17 protein-coding genes are annotated in these 15,315 nt (G+C 37.4%); 13 read left to right on the forward strand and 4 right to left on the reverse strand.

Going from position 1 to position 15,315, the window contains the following annotated elements:
- Window positions 1-23: 23 nt before the first annotated feature.
- The 3 genes from B2R82_RS10615 to B2R82_RS10625 all read left to right on the forward strand — a co-directional run bounded on the left by B2R82_RS10615 (window position 24) and on the right by B2R82_RS10625 (window position 2,384).
- Entirely contained in the window at window positions 24-659 is a 636-nt protein-coding gene (locus B2R82_RS10615; protein ID WP_286924825.1) for a hypothetical protein, read from the forward strand.
- A 912-nt stretch (window positions 660-1,571) separates the two neighbouring features.
- Window positions 1,572-1,892: a YfzA family protein gene (locus B2R82_RS10620; RefSeq protein ID WP_286924826.1), complete on the forward strand. Its 321-nt coding sequence runs from the start codon at window positions 1,572-1,574 to the stop codon at window positions 1,890-1,892.
- Window positions 1,893-2,090: 198 nt separating this feature from the next.
- Window positions 2,091-2,384: a YfzA family protein gene (locus tag B2R82_RS10625; protein ID WP_286924827.1), complete on the forward strand. Its 294-nt coding sequence runs from the start codon at window positions 2,091-2,093 to the stop codon at window positions 2,382-2,384.
- Between the two features lie 49 nt (window positions 2,385-2,433).
- Here B2R82_RS10625 and rlmD read toward each other — a convergent pair whose 3' ends face one another.
- Genes rlmD through B2R82_RS10640 form a run of 3 tightly spaced genes read right to left on the reverse strand, consistent with a single transcriptional unit; the run spans window position 2,434 to window position 5,639 of the window.
- The gene (rlmD, locus tag B2R82_RS10630) at window positions 2,434-3,825 is read right to left on the reverse strand and encodes a 23S rRNA (uracil(1939)-C(5))-methyltransferase RlmD (RefSeq protein WP_286924828.1); all 1,392 of its coding nucleotides are present in this window, start codon (window positions 3,823-3,825) and stop codon (window positions 2,434-2,436) included.
- A 44-nt stretch (window positions 3,826-3,869) separates the two neighbouring features.
- Window positions 3,870-4,688, reverse strand: coding sequence for a delta-lactam-biosynthetic de-N-acetylase (locus B2R82_RS10635; RefSeq protein WP_286924829.1), 819 nt, complete (start codon window positions 4,686-4,688; stop codon window positions 3,870-3,872).
- Between the two features lie 54 nt (window positions 4,689-4,742).
- On the reverse strand, window positions 4,743-5,639 hold the full coding sequence (locus B2R82_RS10640) for a TIGR01777 family oxidoreductase (RefSeq protein WP_286924830.1): 897 nt from the start codon (window positions 5,637-5,639) through the stop codon (window positions 4,743-4,745).
- A gap of 135 nt (window positions 5,640-5,774) precedes the next feature.
- Here B2R82_RS10640 and recX point away from each other — a divergent pair, with 135 nt between their 5' ends.
- The 3 genes from recX to B2R82_RS10655 are packed head-to-tail and all read left to right on the forward strand — an operon-like array spanning window position 5,775 to window position 7,174.
- On the forward strand, window positions 5,775-6,578 hold the full coding sequence (gene recX / locus B2R82_RS10645; RefSeq protein ID WP_286924831.1) for a recombination regulator RecX: 804 nt from the start codon (window positions 5,775-5,777) through the stop codon (window positions 6,576-6,578).
- Window positions 6,575-6,904, forward strand: coding sequence for a YfhH family protein (locus B2R82_RS10650; protein WP_286924832.1), 330 nt, complete (start codon window positions 6,575-6,577; stop codon window positions 6,902-6,904). The genes recX and B2R82_RS10650 overlap by 4 nt, the downstream gene beginning before the upstream one ends.
- A complete protein-coding gene (locus B2R82_RS10655) occupies window positions 6,905-7,174 on the forward strand; it encodes a YfhJ family protein (protein ID WP_286924833.1) in 270 nt (89 codons plus the stop codon).
- Between the two features lie 36 nt (window positions 7,175-7,210).
- Here the strand turns inward: B2R82_RS10655 and B2R82_RS10660 are convergent, their stop codons facing one another.
- On the reverse strand, window positions 7,211-8,197 hold the full coding sequence (locus tag B2R82_RS10660) for a metal-dependent hydrolase (protein ID WP_286924834.1): 987 nt from the start codon (window positions 8,195-8,197) through the stop codon (window positions 7,211-7,213).
- Window positions 8,198-8,369: 172 nt separating this feature from the next.
- On the opposite strand from B2R82_RS10660, the gene mutY reads away from it, so the two are divergent.
- From mutY to B2R82_RS10695, 7 genes are all read left to right on the forward strand, one after another.
- The gene (gene mutY / locus B2R82_RS10665) at window positions 8,370-9,407 is read left to right on the forward strand and encodes an A/G-specific adenine glycosylase (protein ID WP_286924835.1); all 1,038 of its coding nucleotides are present in this window, start codon (window positions 8,370-8,372) and stop codon (window positions 9,405-9,407) included.
- Window positions 9,408-9,476: 69 nt separating this feature from the next.
- A complete protein-coding gene (locus B2R82_RS10670; protein WP_286924836.1) occupies window positions 9,477-9,653 on the forward strand; it encodes a gamma-type small acid-soluble spore protein in 177 nt (58 codons plus the stop codon).
- Between the two features lie 300 nt (window positions 9,654-9,953).
- Complete coding sequence (locus B2R82_RS10675) at window positions 9,954-10,358, forward strand: hypothetical protein (protein WP_286924837.1); 405 nt, start codon at window positions 9,954-9,956, stop codon at window positions 10,356-10,358.
- A 145-nt stretch (window positions 10,359-10,503) separates the two neighbouring features.
- Window positions 10,504-11,052, forward strand: coding sequence for a nucleoside tri-diphosphate phosphatase (gene ntdP / locus B2R82_RS10680; RefSeq protein ID WP_283869608.1), 549 nt, complete (start codon window positions 10,504-10,506; stop codon window positions 11,050-11,052).
- A gap of 241 nt (window positions 11,053-11,293) precedes the next feature.
- Window positions 11,294-13,039 (forward strand): ABC transporter ATP-binding protein, encoded by a 1,746-nt coding sequence (locus B2R82_RS10685; protein WP_286924838.1) that lies wholly within the window; start codon window positions 11,294-11,296, stop codon window positions 13,037-13,039.
- A 280-nt stretch (window positions 13,040-13,319) separates the two neighbouring features.
- Window positions 13,320-14,333, forward strand: coding sequence for an ABC transporter ATP-binding protein (locus B2R82_RS10690; protein ID WP_286924839.1), 1,014 nt, complete (start codon window positions 13,320-13,322; stop codon window positions 14,331-14,333).
- A complete protein-coding gene (locus tag B2R82_RS10695) occupies window positions 14,308-15,297 on the forward strand; it encodes an ABC transporter ATP-binding protein (RefSeq protein ID WP_286924840.1) in 990 nt (329 codons plus the stop codon). The genes B2R82_RS10690 and B2R82_RS10695 overlap by 26 nt, the downstream gene beginning before the upstream one ends.
- The last annotated feature ends 18 nt before the right edge of the window (window positions 15,298-15,315 follow it).

Genomic DNA, 15,315 nt, shown 5'->3' on the forward strand with positions numbered 1-15,315 from the left:
ACAATTTATAGGGAGAATAAAATATGACTGAAAATAAAAAATTGTCCATTCACCGGGCATTAACAGAATTAAAGATGCTCAATCATCGTATAGAAGCAGCAACAAATGAAGTTAGTGCAGTTTTAGCTAATCGTAAAAGCAATAGCAAGATTAATGGTGTTGAGATTCAAGAATATGAAAAACAGATGCAATCCTCATACGATAAAGTAGTCAGTTTAATTGACTATCGCAACCGTATTAAATCCTTAGTTGTAGAATCCAATGCTAAAACAAAGGTGACTGTAGGGAAAGAGGAAATGACTGTGGCAGAGGCTATAGAACGAAAGCAGTCTATTCAATTTGAAAAGAAATTATTAGAAGTGATGCAGCATCAATACCGTTCAGCAATCAATATGGTTGCTAAAGAAAATGATGCGCTACCTGCAAAGCTTGAAACATATTTAATCAATATATTAGGTAATAAAGATAAACAATCTCCAGAAGAGGTAAAACTACATACAGAGACATTTATGAAAAGAAACGAATATGAGTTAATTGATCCGATGAATGTTAAAAAGAAAATGGAAGCATTAAATAGTCGAATTGAGGAATTTGAGTCAGAGGTAGACGCTGTGCTATCTGAATCAAATGCCACAACTTTTATTGAAGTACAAGCTTAATGTAATATGCATGGTCTAGCGAAAATGGAAAACGAAAAATCGCTCGCGCTTCAAGGCATGTGTGCGAGTTGAAACCTTAAACATGTCTTATTACAAAGGAACTTTAAACAATCTAAAATAAAAGCACAAAGATTAAAATTAAAAACACAAAGTTCACGTTTCAAAGCTTTTTAGCTCAAAGTTAAAAATTTAAAGCATAAAAATCTTTTAAATCCTGGGTTTTTGGTTAAGGTGTTGATTTTTCTGGACCGTCCATCATCCACCAGGCAGCTTGAGCTGTGCATCAGTGAACAAAGGACGTCTCAAATTCTGAGACGTCCTTTTTGAGTTATTTTTTCAACATAAGCTTCGCGCACATTCCACCTGTGTTGAGTACTTTTTCCAGTCATAATACAATAGGCGACTATAACTACTTATGCAAAAGGGCGGTAAATAAAAACCGCTCTTTATTAATGTTACCCCTCTATCAAATTAACTTTCTCCAGTAAAGAACCTGCGTCTGTTATGTTCAATTTAAGAAATATAGGTTTTCAGTTTCAGCGAACTGATGGAAGCTTGATTATTTTAGTACCGCAACTATCAGTCTCGATTATGCTGATACACGTACTGGCTGTGGTTTTCATTAATGTTTGAGGTTTACGGAGGACGATTATTGTATAAATCTTTTAATTCAGATTGTTTTAGATAATTGCGATGAAGTGTTGTCTTATTATGCGCCCAATCAGTTAGTAGCTTAGTGGGTTTAAAAGCATTTATTGAGGCACTTTAACGGGGGTATAAAAATGGTTGCACAATGTTTTATCTATGTATATAATGTGATTATGGTATATATACATTATATACAATTTTGAGTAGAGGGTTTGAGTTAAGTAAATACTCAAAATGATGAAGCATGAGAGGAGGAGTGTTCAAATGACTGACACGGAAAAAACTCATAATATTAATCTAGCAAAACGCTGGATAATCGCCCTTGGTATATTTTTAATTGTTCAATTGATCTTTATCGCTATTGATGGAACTTCCTTACAGCCAAACATAAATGATAGTGATAAATTATTTGCCAGAATAGGAAGATGGATTTTGGACTCGAAGCTTTTTACTGAATGGATTACCCCTTATTCCTTTCCCTTTTTTAATATGTTCATGACAATTCATGTCATTGCAATACTGATTGCTGCAGTATTGGACATAATTTCAAGTATGTTTTCAAAAAATAAAGAAGAGTCTATATAGACATTAGAAAATGACACTTCGTGATTGTGTGGTCTTATTGTGCTTGTAATTATCTGTGAAAAGCAAAGTACACAGTACACAAGAAAGGGATAGTCTTCCACAATCAATAGTGCATAATGAGCCATCGTTAGATAATTGGCTGAGATGTGGAAAAAGATATCTGATTTTGCGTAAAATAAATAGAGAAGGGGATATAACTTGGCTAATAAACAAAAAAAATCAATTCCATTTTTGAAAAAAACTTGGGTGTCTTCTATTGGTGTATTTTTATTATCACAGATAATCTTTATTACATGTGAAGCAACAGGGTGGATACCTAACTATAGAGATATTGGTGGAACGTTATTTGGAAGAATTACGGAATCTTCAATTTTCAGAGAGTGGTTTACTTTTTATGAAACACCAAATTTCAATTTACTTACTATCTGTTTTGGTATCTTTCTTGTGTATGGAATAATTGGGGCGATAAAAAACTGCACCTCCAATAGTTAGATGGTGTGTCTAATAATTGGGGCGCAGTTCATAATGGGTGGTCTTATTCTTATTTGTCGCTATATTCAGGTTTTAAAACCATGTTGCAAACACATTCCACCTGTGCCGTTTGTGCAAACATATCTACAGGCTGAATATACTCAACATCATAAAACTTCGATAATTCGTTTAAATCCTTCGCCAAAGTTGATGGATTGCACGATGTATAGATAAAGCGTTTTGGTTTTAATTTCAATACAGTACGGATAAATTCCGGTGCCAGACCTGTGCGGGGTGGATCTACTGTAATTACATCTGGTGTAAAGCCTTCCTTACGCCATTTTGCTAAGACGCTTTCTGCTGTGCCGACTGCATATTTTGTATGCTTGAAGCCGTGGTTACGTGCATTTTTACGTGCGTCCTGAATACTTTCAGGAATAACATCCATTCCACGAACTTCTTTAGCTTTGTCTGCTAGCCATAAACCGATTGTCCCAACGCCACAGTAAGCATCTACCACTGTTTCTTTGCCGGTTAATGCAGCGGCCTTTTTGATTTCATCGTATAGATGGACAGTCTGTGTTGGATTCAACTGGAAAAAGGCACGTGCAGATAAGTCGAAGGCTAACTCACCAAGCTCCTCATGGATTGTTTCCTTACCATCAAGAACAATCGTTTCATCACCGAAAATAAGTGATGTTTTCTCACGATTAATATTTTGTGCAATGGACACAATACTTGGATCGATTTTTTTAATGCGCGAAATAAGCTCAGCTAAATGTGGAATTTCTTTACGCGTTGTAACAAGTATAACCTGCGTTTCTCCAGTGCGAATTCCTGTACGTACAACAATCGTACGCACTAAACCATCAAGCGTACGACCATCATAAACGGTAATATTCAGCTTTTGTAAAATCTTACGAGTAGCAACAGTTATTTTAGACGTAATCGGGTGCTGCACAAGGCAATCATTAATATTGAGTAGCTTGTTGCTCCCTTCAGCAAATAGGCCTGCATAGACACGTTTGCCTTCTTTTCGTACTTGGAATTGACTTTTATTTCGGTAATGCCAAGGATTATCCATTCCAAGTGTTTTTCGGACTTCAACAGTTGCAGCTAATGGTTTTGCATAACGCTCTAAGGCTTGAATAACAATATCACGCTTTTCCATTAACTGCTTGTCATATGTCATATGTTGAAGCTGACAGCCGCCACATTCATTGTAAACTGGACAAGGTGCCTCCTGGCGGTATTTTGAAGCTTTACGAATCGTTAATATTTCTGCTTCGGCAAAGTTTCGCTGAGTTTTTGTTACCTGTGCAGTAATTTCTTCACCAGGTATAGCACCCTTTACGAAGACGACATTGCGCTTATAAAAGCCTACCCCTTCGCCATTAATGCCGAGTCTTTTTATTGTTAAAGGGAATTTTTGTCCCACTTCCATTGTTGTTTGCTGTGTCAAGCATTCCACGTCCCTGTTCGTTTAATATCATCTACTCATTATAACTAAGGAGTGGACGATTGCAAAGCAACAGGGAAATCTTCATATTCTAAAACTAAATCGTCCAGTGATAAAAATGTATACCCTTGTTTTTTCGCTTCGGCAATAAACATAGGAAGCGCTTCGGCATTATCCTGTGCGACAGTATGCATTAATATGACAGCGCCAGGGTGTAGCTGTTCCATTAAAGCATTATACGCATAATCTGCACCACGGCGTTCATCTCTCATCCAATCCTTAAAGGCAACTGACCAAAAAATATGGCGATAGCCCTCAGCGTTCCCTACTTCTAATAATTTTGCATTAAATGTACCTTCAGGGGGACGAGCGTAGGTTGTACGTTCAATACCAGTTAATTCACGGAGCTTATCGTCAAGTTTTTTCCATTCCGAACGCATAGCTTCTGGTGTTATTCTTGCCATATTGGGGTGTCCATATGAATGATTGCCAATGGTATGCCCATCTTTAACCATTCGTTTCACTAAATCGGGGGCACTTTCAAGATAATGACCAGTTAAAAAGAAGGTAGCTGGTGCATTTTCTTTCTTCAAAGTATCCAAAATACTTTCTGTAAACCCATTCTCATATCCATTATCAAAGGTTAAATAAGCAACCTTTTTATCGGGCTTACCTTTATAAATAGCACCATATTTATCAAGAAGCTGATCAAGCTGTGCACCAGCCTCAGCCTGTTCTCCATTTTTTGCCCTTTTAAAGCCCCAATTATGTTCATCAGAGCCAGAAGCAAAATACGGATTAAAGCTTACTGCTGCGGCAATAATAAAAGTAGCAATCACTGCTCCAACTATATGTTGTTTCCACATAAAAAAACGCATCCTTTCTTTTTCTTTAGAATGCGTTGTTTTTTAAAATTTATCCTAGTGCAAATCATAAAGTGCTTCTTTTAAATGTGGAAAATGAAAGGTAAAATGTTGTTTTTCTAATACAGTAGGTAAGACGTGTTGTCCTTCTAATACAAGCATACTTTGTTCTCCAAGCGCTAAACGCATCGCGATGCTAGGCACAGGCATCCAATGACTTCTTCCCAATATCATGGCAATTGTTTTTCCGAAATCTTTCATACGCACTGCATGGGGTGCAGTGACATTAAAGGGACCTTTAATGTTTTCATTTGTAATCGCGAAATAAATAGCACGGGCTACATCCTCCACATGAACCCATGAAAGCCATTGCTCACCAGAACCTATAGTGCCTCCAATATGCATTTTATATGGTAGTAGCATTGAGGGGAGAGCACCTTGATCACGCCCTAAAATTACACCAAATCGAGCAAGCACAACTCGTACACCTAATTTTTCTGCACGTTTAGCCTGTCTTTCCCAATCTTGTACTGTCGTACCTAAAAAATCAGTTGCATAGTCCATGGAATCTTCTGTATATGTTGCTGATGTAGAGGTTGGATAAATTCCAACTGCACTCGCATTAATTAATACTTTTGGCTTTGCGGAAAGATGCTCCATAATTCTTACGATTTCAAGTGTTGCATCCATACGACTTGTATAAATGGCTTTTTTCTGTTTTTTTGTCCAACGGCCATTATTTAAAGATATTCCTGCTAAATTAACAAATGCATCCACTGTGTCTAAAAACTGTCCAGGTCGTGCACCCTGTTGAAGCCATTGTACATATTGAATATCTTTTTCTTGCACGGTTTTGTTTCGAGTTAAAATAATGATTTCATGACCATTTTCTTGTAACAGTCTCGTTAGCTCTTTTCCTACAAAGCCGGTACCACCTGCAATAACGATTTTCATATGAGTCCCCTCCTTTATTAAAGTATAGTATCTAGTTTACCATCTAATTGGATTGGACTATTTGATAAAGGCATAATACCGTAAAAATGCAGTACTTTGAATAATGTTATAATTGTAAATAGTGAGGTGTTTCATATGCGTATTATTACAAAAATTGCACGCCAAAAAAACAATCCAGAACGTTATAATATATATTTGAACGAGGAATATGCCTTTCCTGTAGACGAGGCTATTCTCATTCAATTTGGTTTAACAAAGGGCAAAGTGCTAGAAGAATTTGATATTCAAGAAATTGCCTATGAGGATGAAATTCGGAAGGCTTTTAATAAAGCATTAAATTTTTTATCTTATCAAATGCGAAGTGAGCATGAAGTTAAGAAAAAGCTTCTGACATTAGAGTTTGGAGAAGCGGTAATTTTAGAAGCTATACAAAAACTGAAATCATATGGCTTTTTAAATGATGAAACATACTCTAAGGCTTTACTCGATACGAAAAAAGCTACGATGAAAAAGGGACCTAAGGCAATTAGACAAGATCTTATAAAAAAAGGAATTGATAAGGACTTACAGGATGAGGTACTTGCTACCTTTAGTCATGAGGAACAGGTGAGGCTTGCGACACAGTTGGCTGAAAAGGCTGTTCGATCCGAGAAAAAGAAAACGCCAACTCAAATCAAAGCTAAAATTCAGGATTTTCTGATGCGTAAAGGTTATTCTTTTACAGTTGTAGATGAGGTGCTAAGTCAAATTGTTATTGAACAAGAGGAAGATGAGTGGCAGCAATTGCTTGATGTTCAAGGCGAAAAGGTTTGGAAAAAGTACGCATCAAAGTATACTGGGTATGAGCGAAAAATGAAGATAAAACAGGCGCTCTATCAAAAGGGCTTTCCTATTGAAGTTATAGACCGTTTTATAGAAGAAAAGGAGAATGAGGAATGAGTGAAAAAAACTACGCGGTCATGTCAGAGCATGAATTACGCGAGGAAATTGCGATGCTAAAGGAAAAAGCACGTAAAGCTGAACAGCTAGGAATTATTAATGAGTTTGCCGTATATGAACGAAAAGCTTTAATGGCGGCTGCTTATTTAGTGGATTTAGATACGATTGTACCTGGTGAAATGTATCGTATAGATGGCTCTGATAATGAATTTTTCAAAGTGGATTATTTAAAGGGTCGCTTTGCTTGGGGACATCGATTAGGCGGTGACAAATATCAAGAAGCCTTGCCAGTTTCGATGCTATCTCCTGTAAAGGTGGGAAAATAAGTGGAAGAAAAGATTGAAAAATTGACTAGGGAGTTACTTGAAAAAAATCCACAAATGTCGGTAGGGCGTGCACGTGTTTGGGTTGAGCTTTTATGGAGTGATTTTGAATCAACTTCAGCAAAGGCTGGCTACGACTATCGTGGGGCTGATTATACAGAAAATTTGGTACGTCAATTAATTACAAGCTACGGTGATAAGCTACATAGCTTTGCGGGTCGCAATCCAAAATACGCTCATTTATTGGATGCTAGTGATGATATGATGCAATAATGAAACCCTGACCAAGCTCTGGTCAGGGTTTACGATTTAATTACTTGCGCCAATCTGTAATTTTTTTTGAAGTTTATCTTCAGTAAAAATCCAGCCTGTATAGGAGGTAATTATCTCATTATCATCATCTAAATGAGCGACAGCTACAAAAGGATAGCGATTATCACTGCGATAGCGAAGGTCAATTAACCTCACTTCTGTTAAGCCATTTTCTAGCTCAGAAATTTCCCAGCGATACAACGGCGAGAATGACACGAATGCATCGAGATTACGGTCTTTCATGGCTTTTTCTATAAGAGGCGTTTTCGGTAAAGGCTTTATTTCAAATTTATCATAAATATTGACTGTTCGCCCATAGGCACGGCCAACGTAATAATGTGTTTTTGACTTTGCTGCAATACGCCAGTGAAAGAATCGCATTGTTGGTGCTACAATAACATATTCCTCATCTTGAATAGTATGATGTACAGCCTTTTTAACGGATTTTTGGACTGCAAATCGTAATATATAATACATGATAATAATGAGATACATGATGCTAAATGTCCAAACAGGATTTGCACCGAAAGCCCATAATAAAATGCCGATACAATGAAGAGAAAAAATAATAGGATCAAAGGTATTGATTACACCTAAAGCTACCCATTTCCTGGAGAATGGGCGAATGGCTTGTGTGCCATATGCATTGAAAATATCAACAAAGACATGAAGGGCTACAGCTAAAAATGTCCAGAGCCATAAATGAAACACATTTGCGTCTTGAATAATGAATGATAAAACCGCTGTAATTAAGATAGGCCAGAGAGCTACTGCCGGGAGCGAATGTGTAATTCCTCGATGATGCCGAATGTAAATTGCATTGTTGCGCAGCTTTAAAACAGTATCGACATCAGGTGCCTGTGAGCCAATAATCGTGCCTGCCATTACTGCAGTAAATGTCATTGAATGATTTGCTACCACGGGATCAGCTAAAGCAAGACCACCGAGGGCTATACCCATAACGAAATGTGTACCTGAATCCAAAAATATCCACTCCTAGTATGCGTGTAAATAGAGTACAATGGCATACATGTATTAATTAACGAGTAAAAAGAATATCCATGATAGAACAATTTATGTCGTTAGTTAAATAATCTTTTCTTAATTGTATACCCTTTTTACCATAATTTAAATCGTAAAAACACTGGAGGTCACTGTGAATTATCCATATGTAACAGAATTTCGACAATCATTAGTCGAATGGTTTAATGTAGAGAAACGTGATTTACCATGGAGACATACAAAGGACCCTTATAAAATTTGGGTATCTGAGGTCATGCTACAGCAAACACGGGTCGAAACTGTTATTCCTTATTACAATCGCTTTATAGATAGTTTCCCAACATTAGAATTACTTGCGGAGGCACCACAAGAATATTTATTAAAACACTGGGAAGGTCTTGGTTATTATTCCCGCGCCCGTAATCTACAGGCTGGAGTAAGAGAGGTATTGGAGAACTACGGAGGAATAGTACCCAATAATCGACATGAGATTTCGACATTAAAAGGTGTAGGCCCATATACAGCTGGTGCTATTTTAAGTATTGCCTATGATAAGCCAGAACATGCAGTTGACGGCAATGTAATGCGTGTGTTAAGCCGTGTACTCAATATTCATGAGGATATAGCCATCCCTAAAACAAAAAAGATTTTTGAAGCAGCCGTGGAAGAATTGATAGACCCTGAAAATGCATCATCCTTTAATCAAGGTTTAATGGAACTGGGTGCACTAATTTGTACGCCAACATCACCAAAATGTTTATTGTGTCCCGTCCGTGAATATTGCATTGCATTTAATGAAGGTGAACCAGAGAAGCTACCTGTTAAATCAAAAAAAGTAAAGATGAAGCATCTTACATACGATGTCCTTGTATGTGAAGATCAAAATGGCCGAATTTTAATGGAACAGCGACCTGCAGAAGGGTTATTAGCAAATCTATGGCAATTTCCAATGATAGAGCACGGTAAAGATTCCATTGATACTTTTAAAATTGAACATTCTTTAGATGTTCAATCACAAACGGATTTACTTACGTTTAAACATGTTTTTTCACATTTAACTTGGCATCTAAATAGCTATTTCATGATATGTTATCATTCTACAGAAAAAGGCGTTTGGCTGACCCGAGAACAAATAAAGCAATTACCAATGCCAGTACCAATGCTTAAAATATGGAGGGAAATGGAAAATTAAAATAAGAAATTTATAAGCATAAAAGCATTCACCTCGGTACACAATAATTACCGTGGAGGTGAATGAAAAATGAAAAAGCAAAACAACGCAAATTTCCAACCAAATAAAAACATGCAACGTCAAAGTCAAGAGTTTGGTGCTGAGACTGATGTGAACGAAGTGCAAAAGCAAAATGCTAAAGCAGAGCAAAAGAAAGCTCAAGCTTCAGGAAACTTCACTAAAACAAACCAAGATCTTGGGGAATAACACTTTGTAATTGCATATTTGCATTTACCTCTAAGGAGCTGTCAAAATCGAAAAGATTACAAAAGACAGCTCCTTTATATTATTAAAAACGTCCAAAAAGTGCTGGGCACAAAGAGAAATCGCTCGGATCAAGAGAAAAACTGCTCAGGTAGTCGAGGAAATAGCTCAGGTCGCGTGAAAAATTGCTCAGGTAATGGAAGAAATCGCTCGGGTCGAGTGAAAAACTGCTCAGGTAGTCGAGGAAACCGCTCGGGTCGTGTGAAAAGCTGATCAGGTAGCCGAGGAAATCGCTCGGGTCGCGTGAAAAACTGCTCAGGTAGTCGAGGAAATCGCTCGGGTCGAGTGAAAAACTGCTCAGGTAGTCGAGGAAATTGCTCTGGTCGCGAGAAAAACTGCTCAGGTAGTCAAGGAAATCGCTCAGGTTGCGTGAAAAATTGCTCAGGTAGTCGAAGAAATCGCTCAGGTCGCGAGAAAAACTGCTCAGGTAGTCGAGGAAATCGCTCGGGTCGCGAGAAAAACTGCTCAGATAGTCGAAGAAACCGCTCGGGTCGCGAGAAAAACTGCTCAGGTAGTCAAGGAAATCGCTCAGGTTGCGTGAAAAATTGCTCAGGTAGTCGAAGAAATCACTCGGATCGCAAGAAAGAAGAATTTATGCTCAGACAGTTACAAAGTAGAAGAGAAATCACTGACTCACATAAAAAATAGAAATTCTCTTTAAATTTTTTGTGGAATTTGAAAAGGACGCAGGGAAATTTGTGGTTTTCTAACTACACCTTTCGCCTACACATTGCTATAATATACTAGAGACTGCTAGATTTAGGTAGCATAGACGAAAAGGTGGGCTTCAAAAATGGCAATACCGGTAGAAGGAGAAACGATACAAATACATAGTTATAAGCACAATGGCCGTATCCACCGGGTTTGGCAAGAAACAATGGTGTTAAAAGGAACGAAAAATATCATTATCGGTGCGAATGAACGGACACTTGTGACAGAATCCGATGGTCGTACCTGGCTAACGAGAGAGCCTTCTATTTGTTATTTCCATGCGGAGCACTGGTTTAACATCATCTGTATGCTGCGTGAGGACGGTGTGTATTATTATTGTAATCTAAGCTCACCATTTGTTTTCGATAATAATGCCATTAAATATATTGACTATGATTTAGACATTAAAGTATTCCCTGATATGTCTTATTCACTTTTAGATGAAGATGAATATGAGTTACACCGGAAAGAAATGTCTTATCCAGATGTCATTGATAAAATTCTAAAGCGCAATGTCGATAAATTAATTAGCTGGATTCAACAAAAAAGAGGACCCTTTGCACCTGATTTCATCGATGCCTGGACAAACCGTTATAAGTTTCAGCTCGATATGCAAGCAGATGATTGTTAAGTAGCACCTATTAGTTTTTACTAATGGGTGTTTTTTTTCTTTTAAGTAGATGGGAAAATTAGGTTTGTAAAATAGTCCGCGCAAAGTCATATTACATGTACTTAAAACGAAATATTGCTATAATTACGTTTGGGCATTCAGTTTGGAATGTCCATTTATCTTCTGTAGCGAAAGCAAAGAGGCAGCTACAATTACGCCAAGGCGAAATTGATTTTTTGACCCGTTAAGGATGTGATTAGAAATGGGTAGTATAAAGCGGTATATGCGTTTTGTAAAACCATATACTTGGGAAATTATTTTAACGATATTAATTGGTATAGTGAAGTTTGCTATTCCGCTATTTATCCCTTTGCTTATAAAAATTGTGTTAGATGATATTATTCCTGCGAATCATCTATCAGATGCAGAGAAAACAAAAGAATTATTTTATTGGTTAGGTGGTACCATCATTGTGTTCTTTATCATTCGGCCGCCAATTGAGTATTACCGTCAATATTTCGCTCAACATGTTAGTAATAAGGTGCTTTTTGATATTCGAAAGGAAATCTATGCCCATTTGCAGCGACTTAGTTTAAGATACTATGCAAATACAAGAGCCGGCGACGTTATCTCAAGAGTGATTAATGATGTGGAACAAACAAAAAACTTTATCATGACTGGTTTGATGAATGTTTGGCTAGATCTTGCCACAATTGTTATTGCTGTCATAATTATGCTGACAATGGATGTTAAACTGACACTTGTAGCATTGATTGCGTTCCCATTCTATGCATTTAGTGTGAAGTACTTTTTTGGTAAGCTGAGGGATTTAACTAGAAAGCGCTCTAAGGCACTTGCAGGTGTGCAAAGTTATTTGCATGAACGAGTAGCTGGAATGAGCATAATTAAAAGCTTTACACTCGAAAAGCATGAACAAAAATTATTTAATCAAGCAAATGGTGAATTTTTAGAGAAGGCTTTGGATCATACAAAATGGAATGCGAAATCTTTTGCTGTAGTGAATACCATTACGGATGTAGCTCCACTGTTAGTCATTGCCTATGCAGGCTATCAGGTTATAAATGGGCCTCTGTCCATAGGAACGATGGTTGCCTTTATTGCCTATATTGAAAGACTTTATGGTCCACTTCGTCGTTTAGTTAGTTCATCTACTACATTAACGCAGTCAATTGCTTCAATGGATAGAATGTTTGAATTAATGGACGAACCTTATGAGGTGAAAAATAAGACTGATGCCGTTGAGTTAAAACGGGTAAATGGTGAGGTCCACTTTGACAACGTGGATTTTCAATATGAAGCAAATGGCTCGAAAATTTTATCCAATATTCATTTTACCATTAAGCCTGGAGAGACAGTGGCATTTGTAGGCATGAGTGGTGGCGGAAAATCCACGATTATCAGCTTGATCCCACGCTTTTATGATACAACAAATGGTATAGTGCGTATTGATGGCTATGATGTGAAGGATGTAACCTTGCATTCATTACGTTCACAAATAGGCATCGTGTTACAGGATAATATATTATTCAGTGATTCCGTAAAAGAGAATATTTTAATGGGCAAACCAGATGCTACGGATGAAGAGGTCGTTTCTGCAGCGAAGGCAGCCAACGCACATGACTTTATCATGAGCTTGCCAAATGGCTATGACACCAAGGTTGGGGAGCGCGGTGTGAAATTATCTGGTGGTCAAAAGCAGCGTGTCGCTATCGCTCGTGTATTTTTAAAAAATCCACCTATTTTAATATTAGATGAAGCTACCTCTGCATTGGATTTAGAAAGTGAAGCACTTATTCAGGAATCATTAGAGCTGCTTGCACATGAGCGTACAACGATAATTATTGCTCACCGACTTTCTACAATTACACATGCTGATAAAATTATTGTCATTGATCATGGACAATTAATTGAAAGTGGTACACATGAAGAACTTATGAACAAGCAAGGTGTTTATTACAATTTATTCCAAGTACAGCATTTAAATTAAAATTGATAATAAAAAATTTAAAAATAGTCTTCCGTTTAATTTTTAATGGAGGGCTATTTTTTTGCGATTTATGTAAAATATTATTGTTTGATAAGAAATAATTAGTATGTAGGTCGAATTGGATAGAAAATATATGTTTCTATGTAGAATAATAATGATTGAAAGAGAGAATATTTTTAGTTAGAATTATCTGAAAATAGGGAATTAAATGATAGTTAGTGTATTATATTAATAGAATTATACAATTAAGTAAAATACAGGTAGGATGGAGCGATTGTGCATGAGGAAAAAGCTGCTAGAAATAAAAGGTTTAAAAACGACCTTTTTTACAGATGATGGGCAAATTCCTGCCGTTGATGATATCGATTTTTCTGTGCATGAAGGAGAAATACTGGGGATTGTTGGAGAATCAGGAAGTGGTAAAAGTGTCACATCACTGTCCATTATGGGATTAATACCATCACCCCCTGGGAAAATAACAGGTGGCGAAATATTATTGGATGGCAAAAATCTGGCGGCATTATCAGATAAGCAAATGCAAAAAGTTCGTGGCAAAGATGTAGCAATGATATTTCAGGAACCAATGACCTCCTTAAATCCTTTATTTACAATTGGAGATCAGTTAAAAGAGGCAATTTTAATACATCAACCAAAATGGTCGAAAAAGGAAGCGTTTGCAAGAGCGGTTGAAATTATGAAGATGGTTGGTTTACCCCGTGCGGAGTCATTATTAAAAGATTATCCACATCAATTATCAGGAGGAATGCGACAGCGTGTCATGATTGCGATGGCACTTCTCTGTGATCCAAAGGTTTTGATAGCTGATGAGCCAACTACTGCTCTTGATGTTACGATTCAGGCACAAATTTTGCAGTTAATGAAAGACTTGAATAAACGTTTAAATACAGCTGTTTTATTGATTACCCATGATTTGGGTGTCGTAGCAGAGACATGTGAGCGTGTCATTGTGATGTATGCTGGCCAAATTGTTGAAGAGGCGCCAATTCAGGAGATATTCGCTAACCCTAAGCATCCTTATACGCAAGGGCTTATTAAGTCTGTACCTGATATGCGTTATAAAAAGGATAACCTTTATTCGATACCTGGAAGTGTACCAAAGCCAGGGAGTATCAATGTTGGCTGCCGTTTTGCAGCACGCTGTGAATTTGCGATGGATCGTTGTCAACTGGAAACACCACCTTTATATGAAGCAGCAGAGCAGCATAAATCGAGATGTTTTTTACTAGAGAAACAGGGGGTGGGGCAGGATGTCGAAAGTTTTGTTGAAAGTTGATGGCTTAAAAAAGTATTTTCCTATTCGACAAGGCATTCTTAATACACAGGTTGGGGATGTGAAGGCAGTGGATGATGTTTCCTTTGAGGTTTTTGAAGGAGAAACATTAGGCATTGTAGGGGAATCGGGATGTGGCAAATCAACTACTGGCCGATTGTTAATGCGATTAATTGAACCAACAGAAGGAAATATAGAATTCGCAGGGAAAGCGATTTCAGAATTATCCAATAATGAGATGCGTAAGGCACGAAGAGATATTCAAATGATTTTTCAGGATCCCTATGCCTCTTTAAATCCAAGACACAATATTGGGAAGATTTTAGAGGAGCCTCTTATTGTACATGGTATGGGGAATGCTAAAGAACGAAAGCAGAAGGTTTTGGAGCTTCTAGAAACGGTTGGTCTAAATGAATATCATATTAAGCGATATCCACATCAGTTTAGTGGTGGTCAAAGACAGCGTATTGGCATTGCTCGAGCCTTGATGACCAATCCACGTTTAATTATTGCAGATGAGCCAGTTTCAGCACTCGATGTATCCATACAGGCACAGGTTTTAAATTTATTGCAAAAGCTGCAAAAGGATTTAAAGCTGACATATATTTTTATTTCACATGACTTAGGTGTCGTGCGTCATATCAGTAATCGTGTTGGTGTGATGTATTTAGGTAAATTAGTAGAGTTGACAGCAAGTGAGGATTTATATGCAGAGCCGCTTCATCCATATACACAGGCTCTCTTATCTTCGGTTCCTGTTCCAGATCCTACGTTTGAGCGTGAACAACTGATTATTACTGGAGATATTCCGAGTGCTTCAAATGCGCCTAGTGGATGCACTTTCCATACAAGATGCCCTTTTAAAAAGGAAGAATGTTCTCAATTAGTGCCAAAAATGCAAGAAGTCAAACCGGGTCATTATGTTGCTTGCCATCTGTATGATGCTATTCAACATTCAATGATATAAAAAAACATAGGGGGAAAT

The organism is Lysinibacillus sp. UBA6686, assembly GCF_002455205.1.
Lineage (GTDB): Bacteria > Bacillota > Bacilli > Bacillales_A > Planococcaceae > Lysinibacillus > Lysinibacillus pakistanensis.

Coding starts and splice junctions, on each gene's coding strand:
- B2R82_RS10615 (WP_286924825.1), top strand. CDS start 24: ATGACTGAAAATAAAAAATTGTCCATTCACCGGGCATTAACAGAATTA.
- B2R82_RS10620 (WP_286924826.1), top strand. CDS start 1,572: ATGACTGACACGGAAAAAACTCATAATATTAATCTAGCAAAACGCTGG.
- B2R82_RS10635 (WP_286924829.1), bottom strand. CDS start 4,688: ATGTGGAAACAACATATAGTTGGAGCAGTGATTGCTACTTTTATTATT.
- B2R82_RS10640 (WP_286924830.1), bottom strand. CDS start 5,639: ATGAAAATCGTTATTGCAGGTGGTACCGGCTTTGTAGGAAAAGAGCTA.
- recX (WP_286924831.1), top strand. CDS start 5,775: ATGCGTATTATTACAAAAATTGCACGCCAAAAAAACAATCCAGAACGT.
- B2R82_RS10650 (WP_286924832.1), top strand. CDS start 6,575: ATGAGTGAAAAAAACTACGCGGTCATGTCAGAGCATGAATTACGCGAG.
- B2R82_RS10670 (WP_286924836.1), top strand. CDS start 9,477: ATGAAAAAGCAAAACAACGCAAATTTCCAACCAAATAAAAACATGCAA.
- ntdP (WP_283869608.1), top strand. CDS start 10,504: ATGGCAATACCGGTAGAAGGAGAAACGATACAAATACATAGTTATAAG.
- B2R82_RS10685 (WP_286924838.1), top strand. CDS start 11,294: ATGGGTAGTATAAAGCGGTATATGCGTTTTGTAAAACCATATACTTGG.
- B2R82_RS10690 (WP_286924839.1), top strand. CDS start 13,320: ATGAGGAAAAAGCTGCTAGAAATAAAAGGTTTAAAAACGACCTTTTTT.
- B2R82_RS10695 (WP_286924840.1), top strand. CDS start 14,308: ATGTCGAAAGTTTTGTTGAAAGTTGATGGCTTAAAAAAGTATTTTCCT.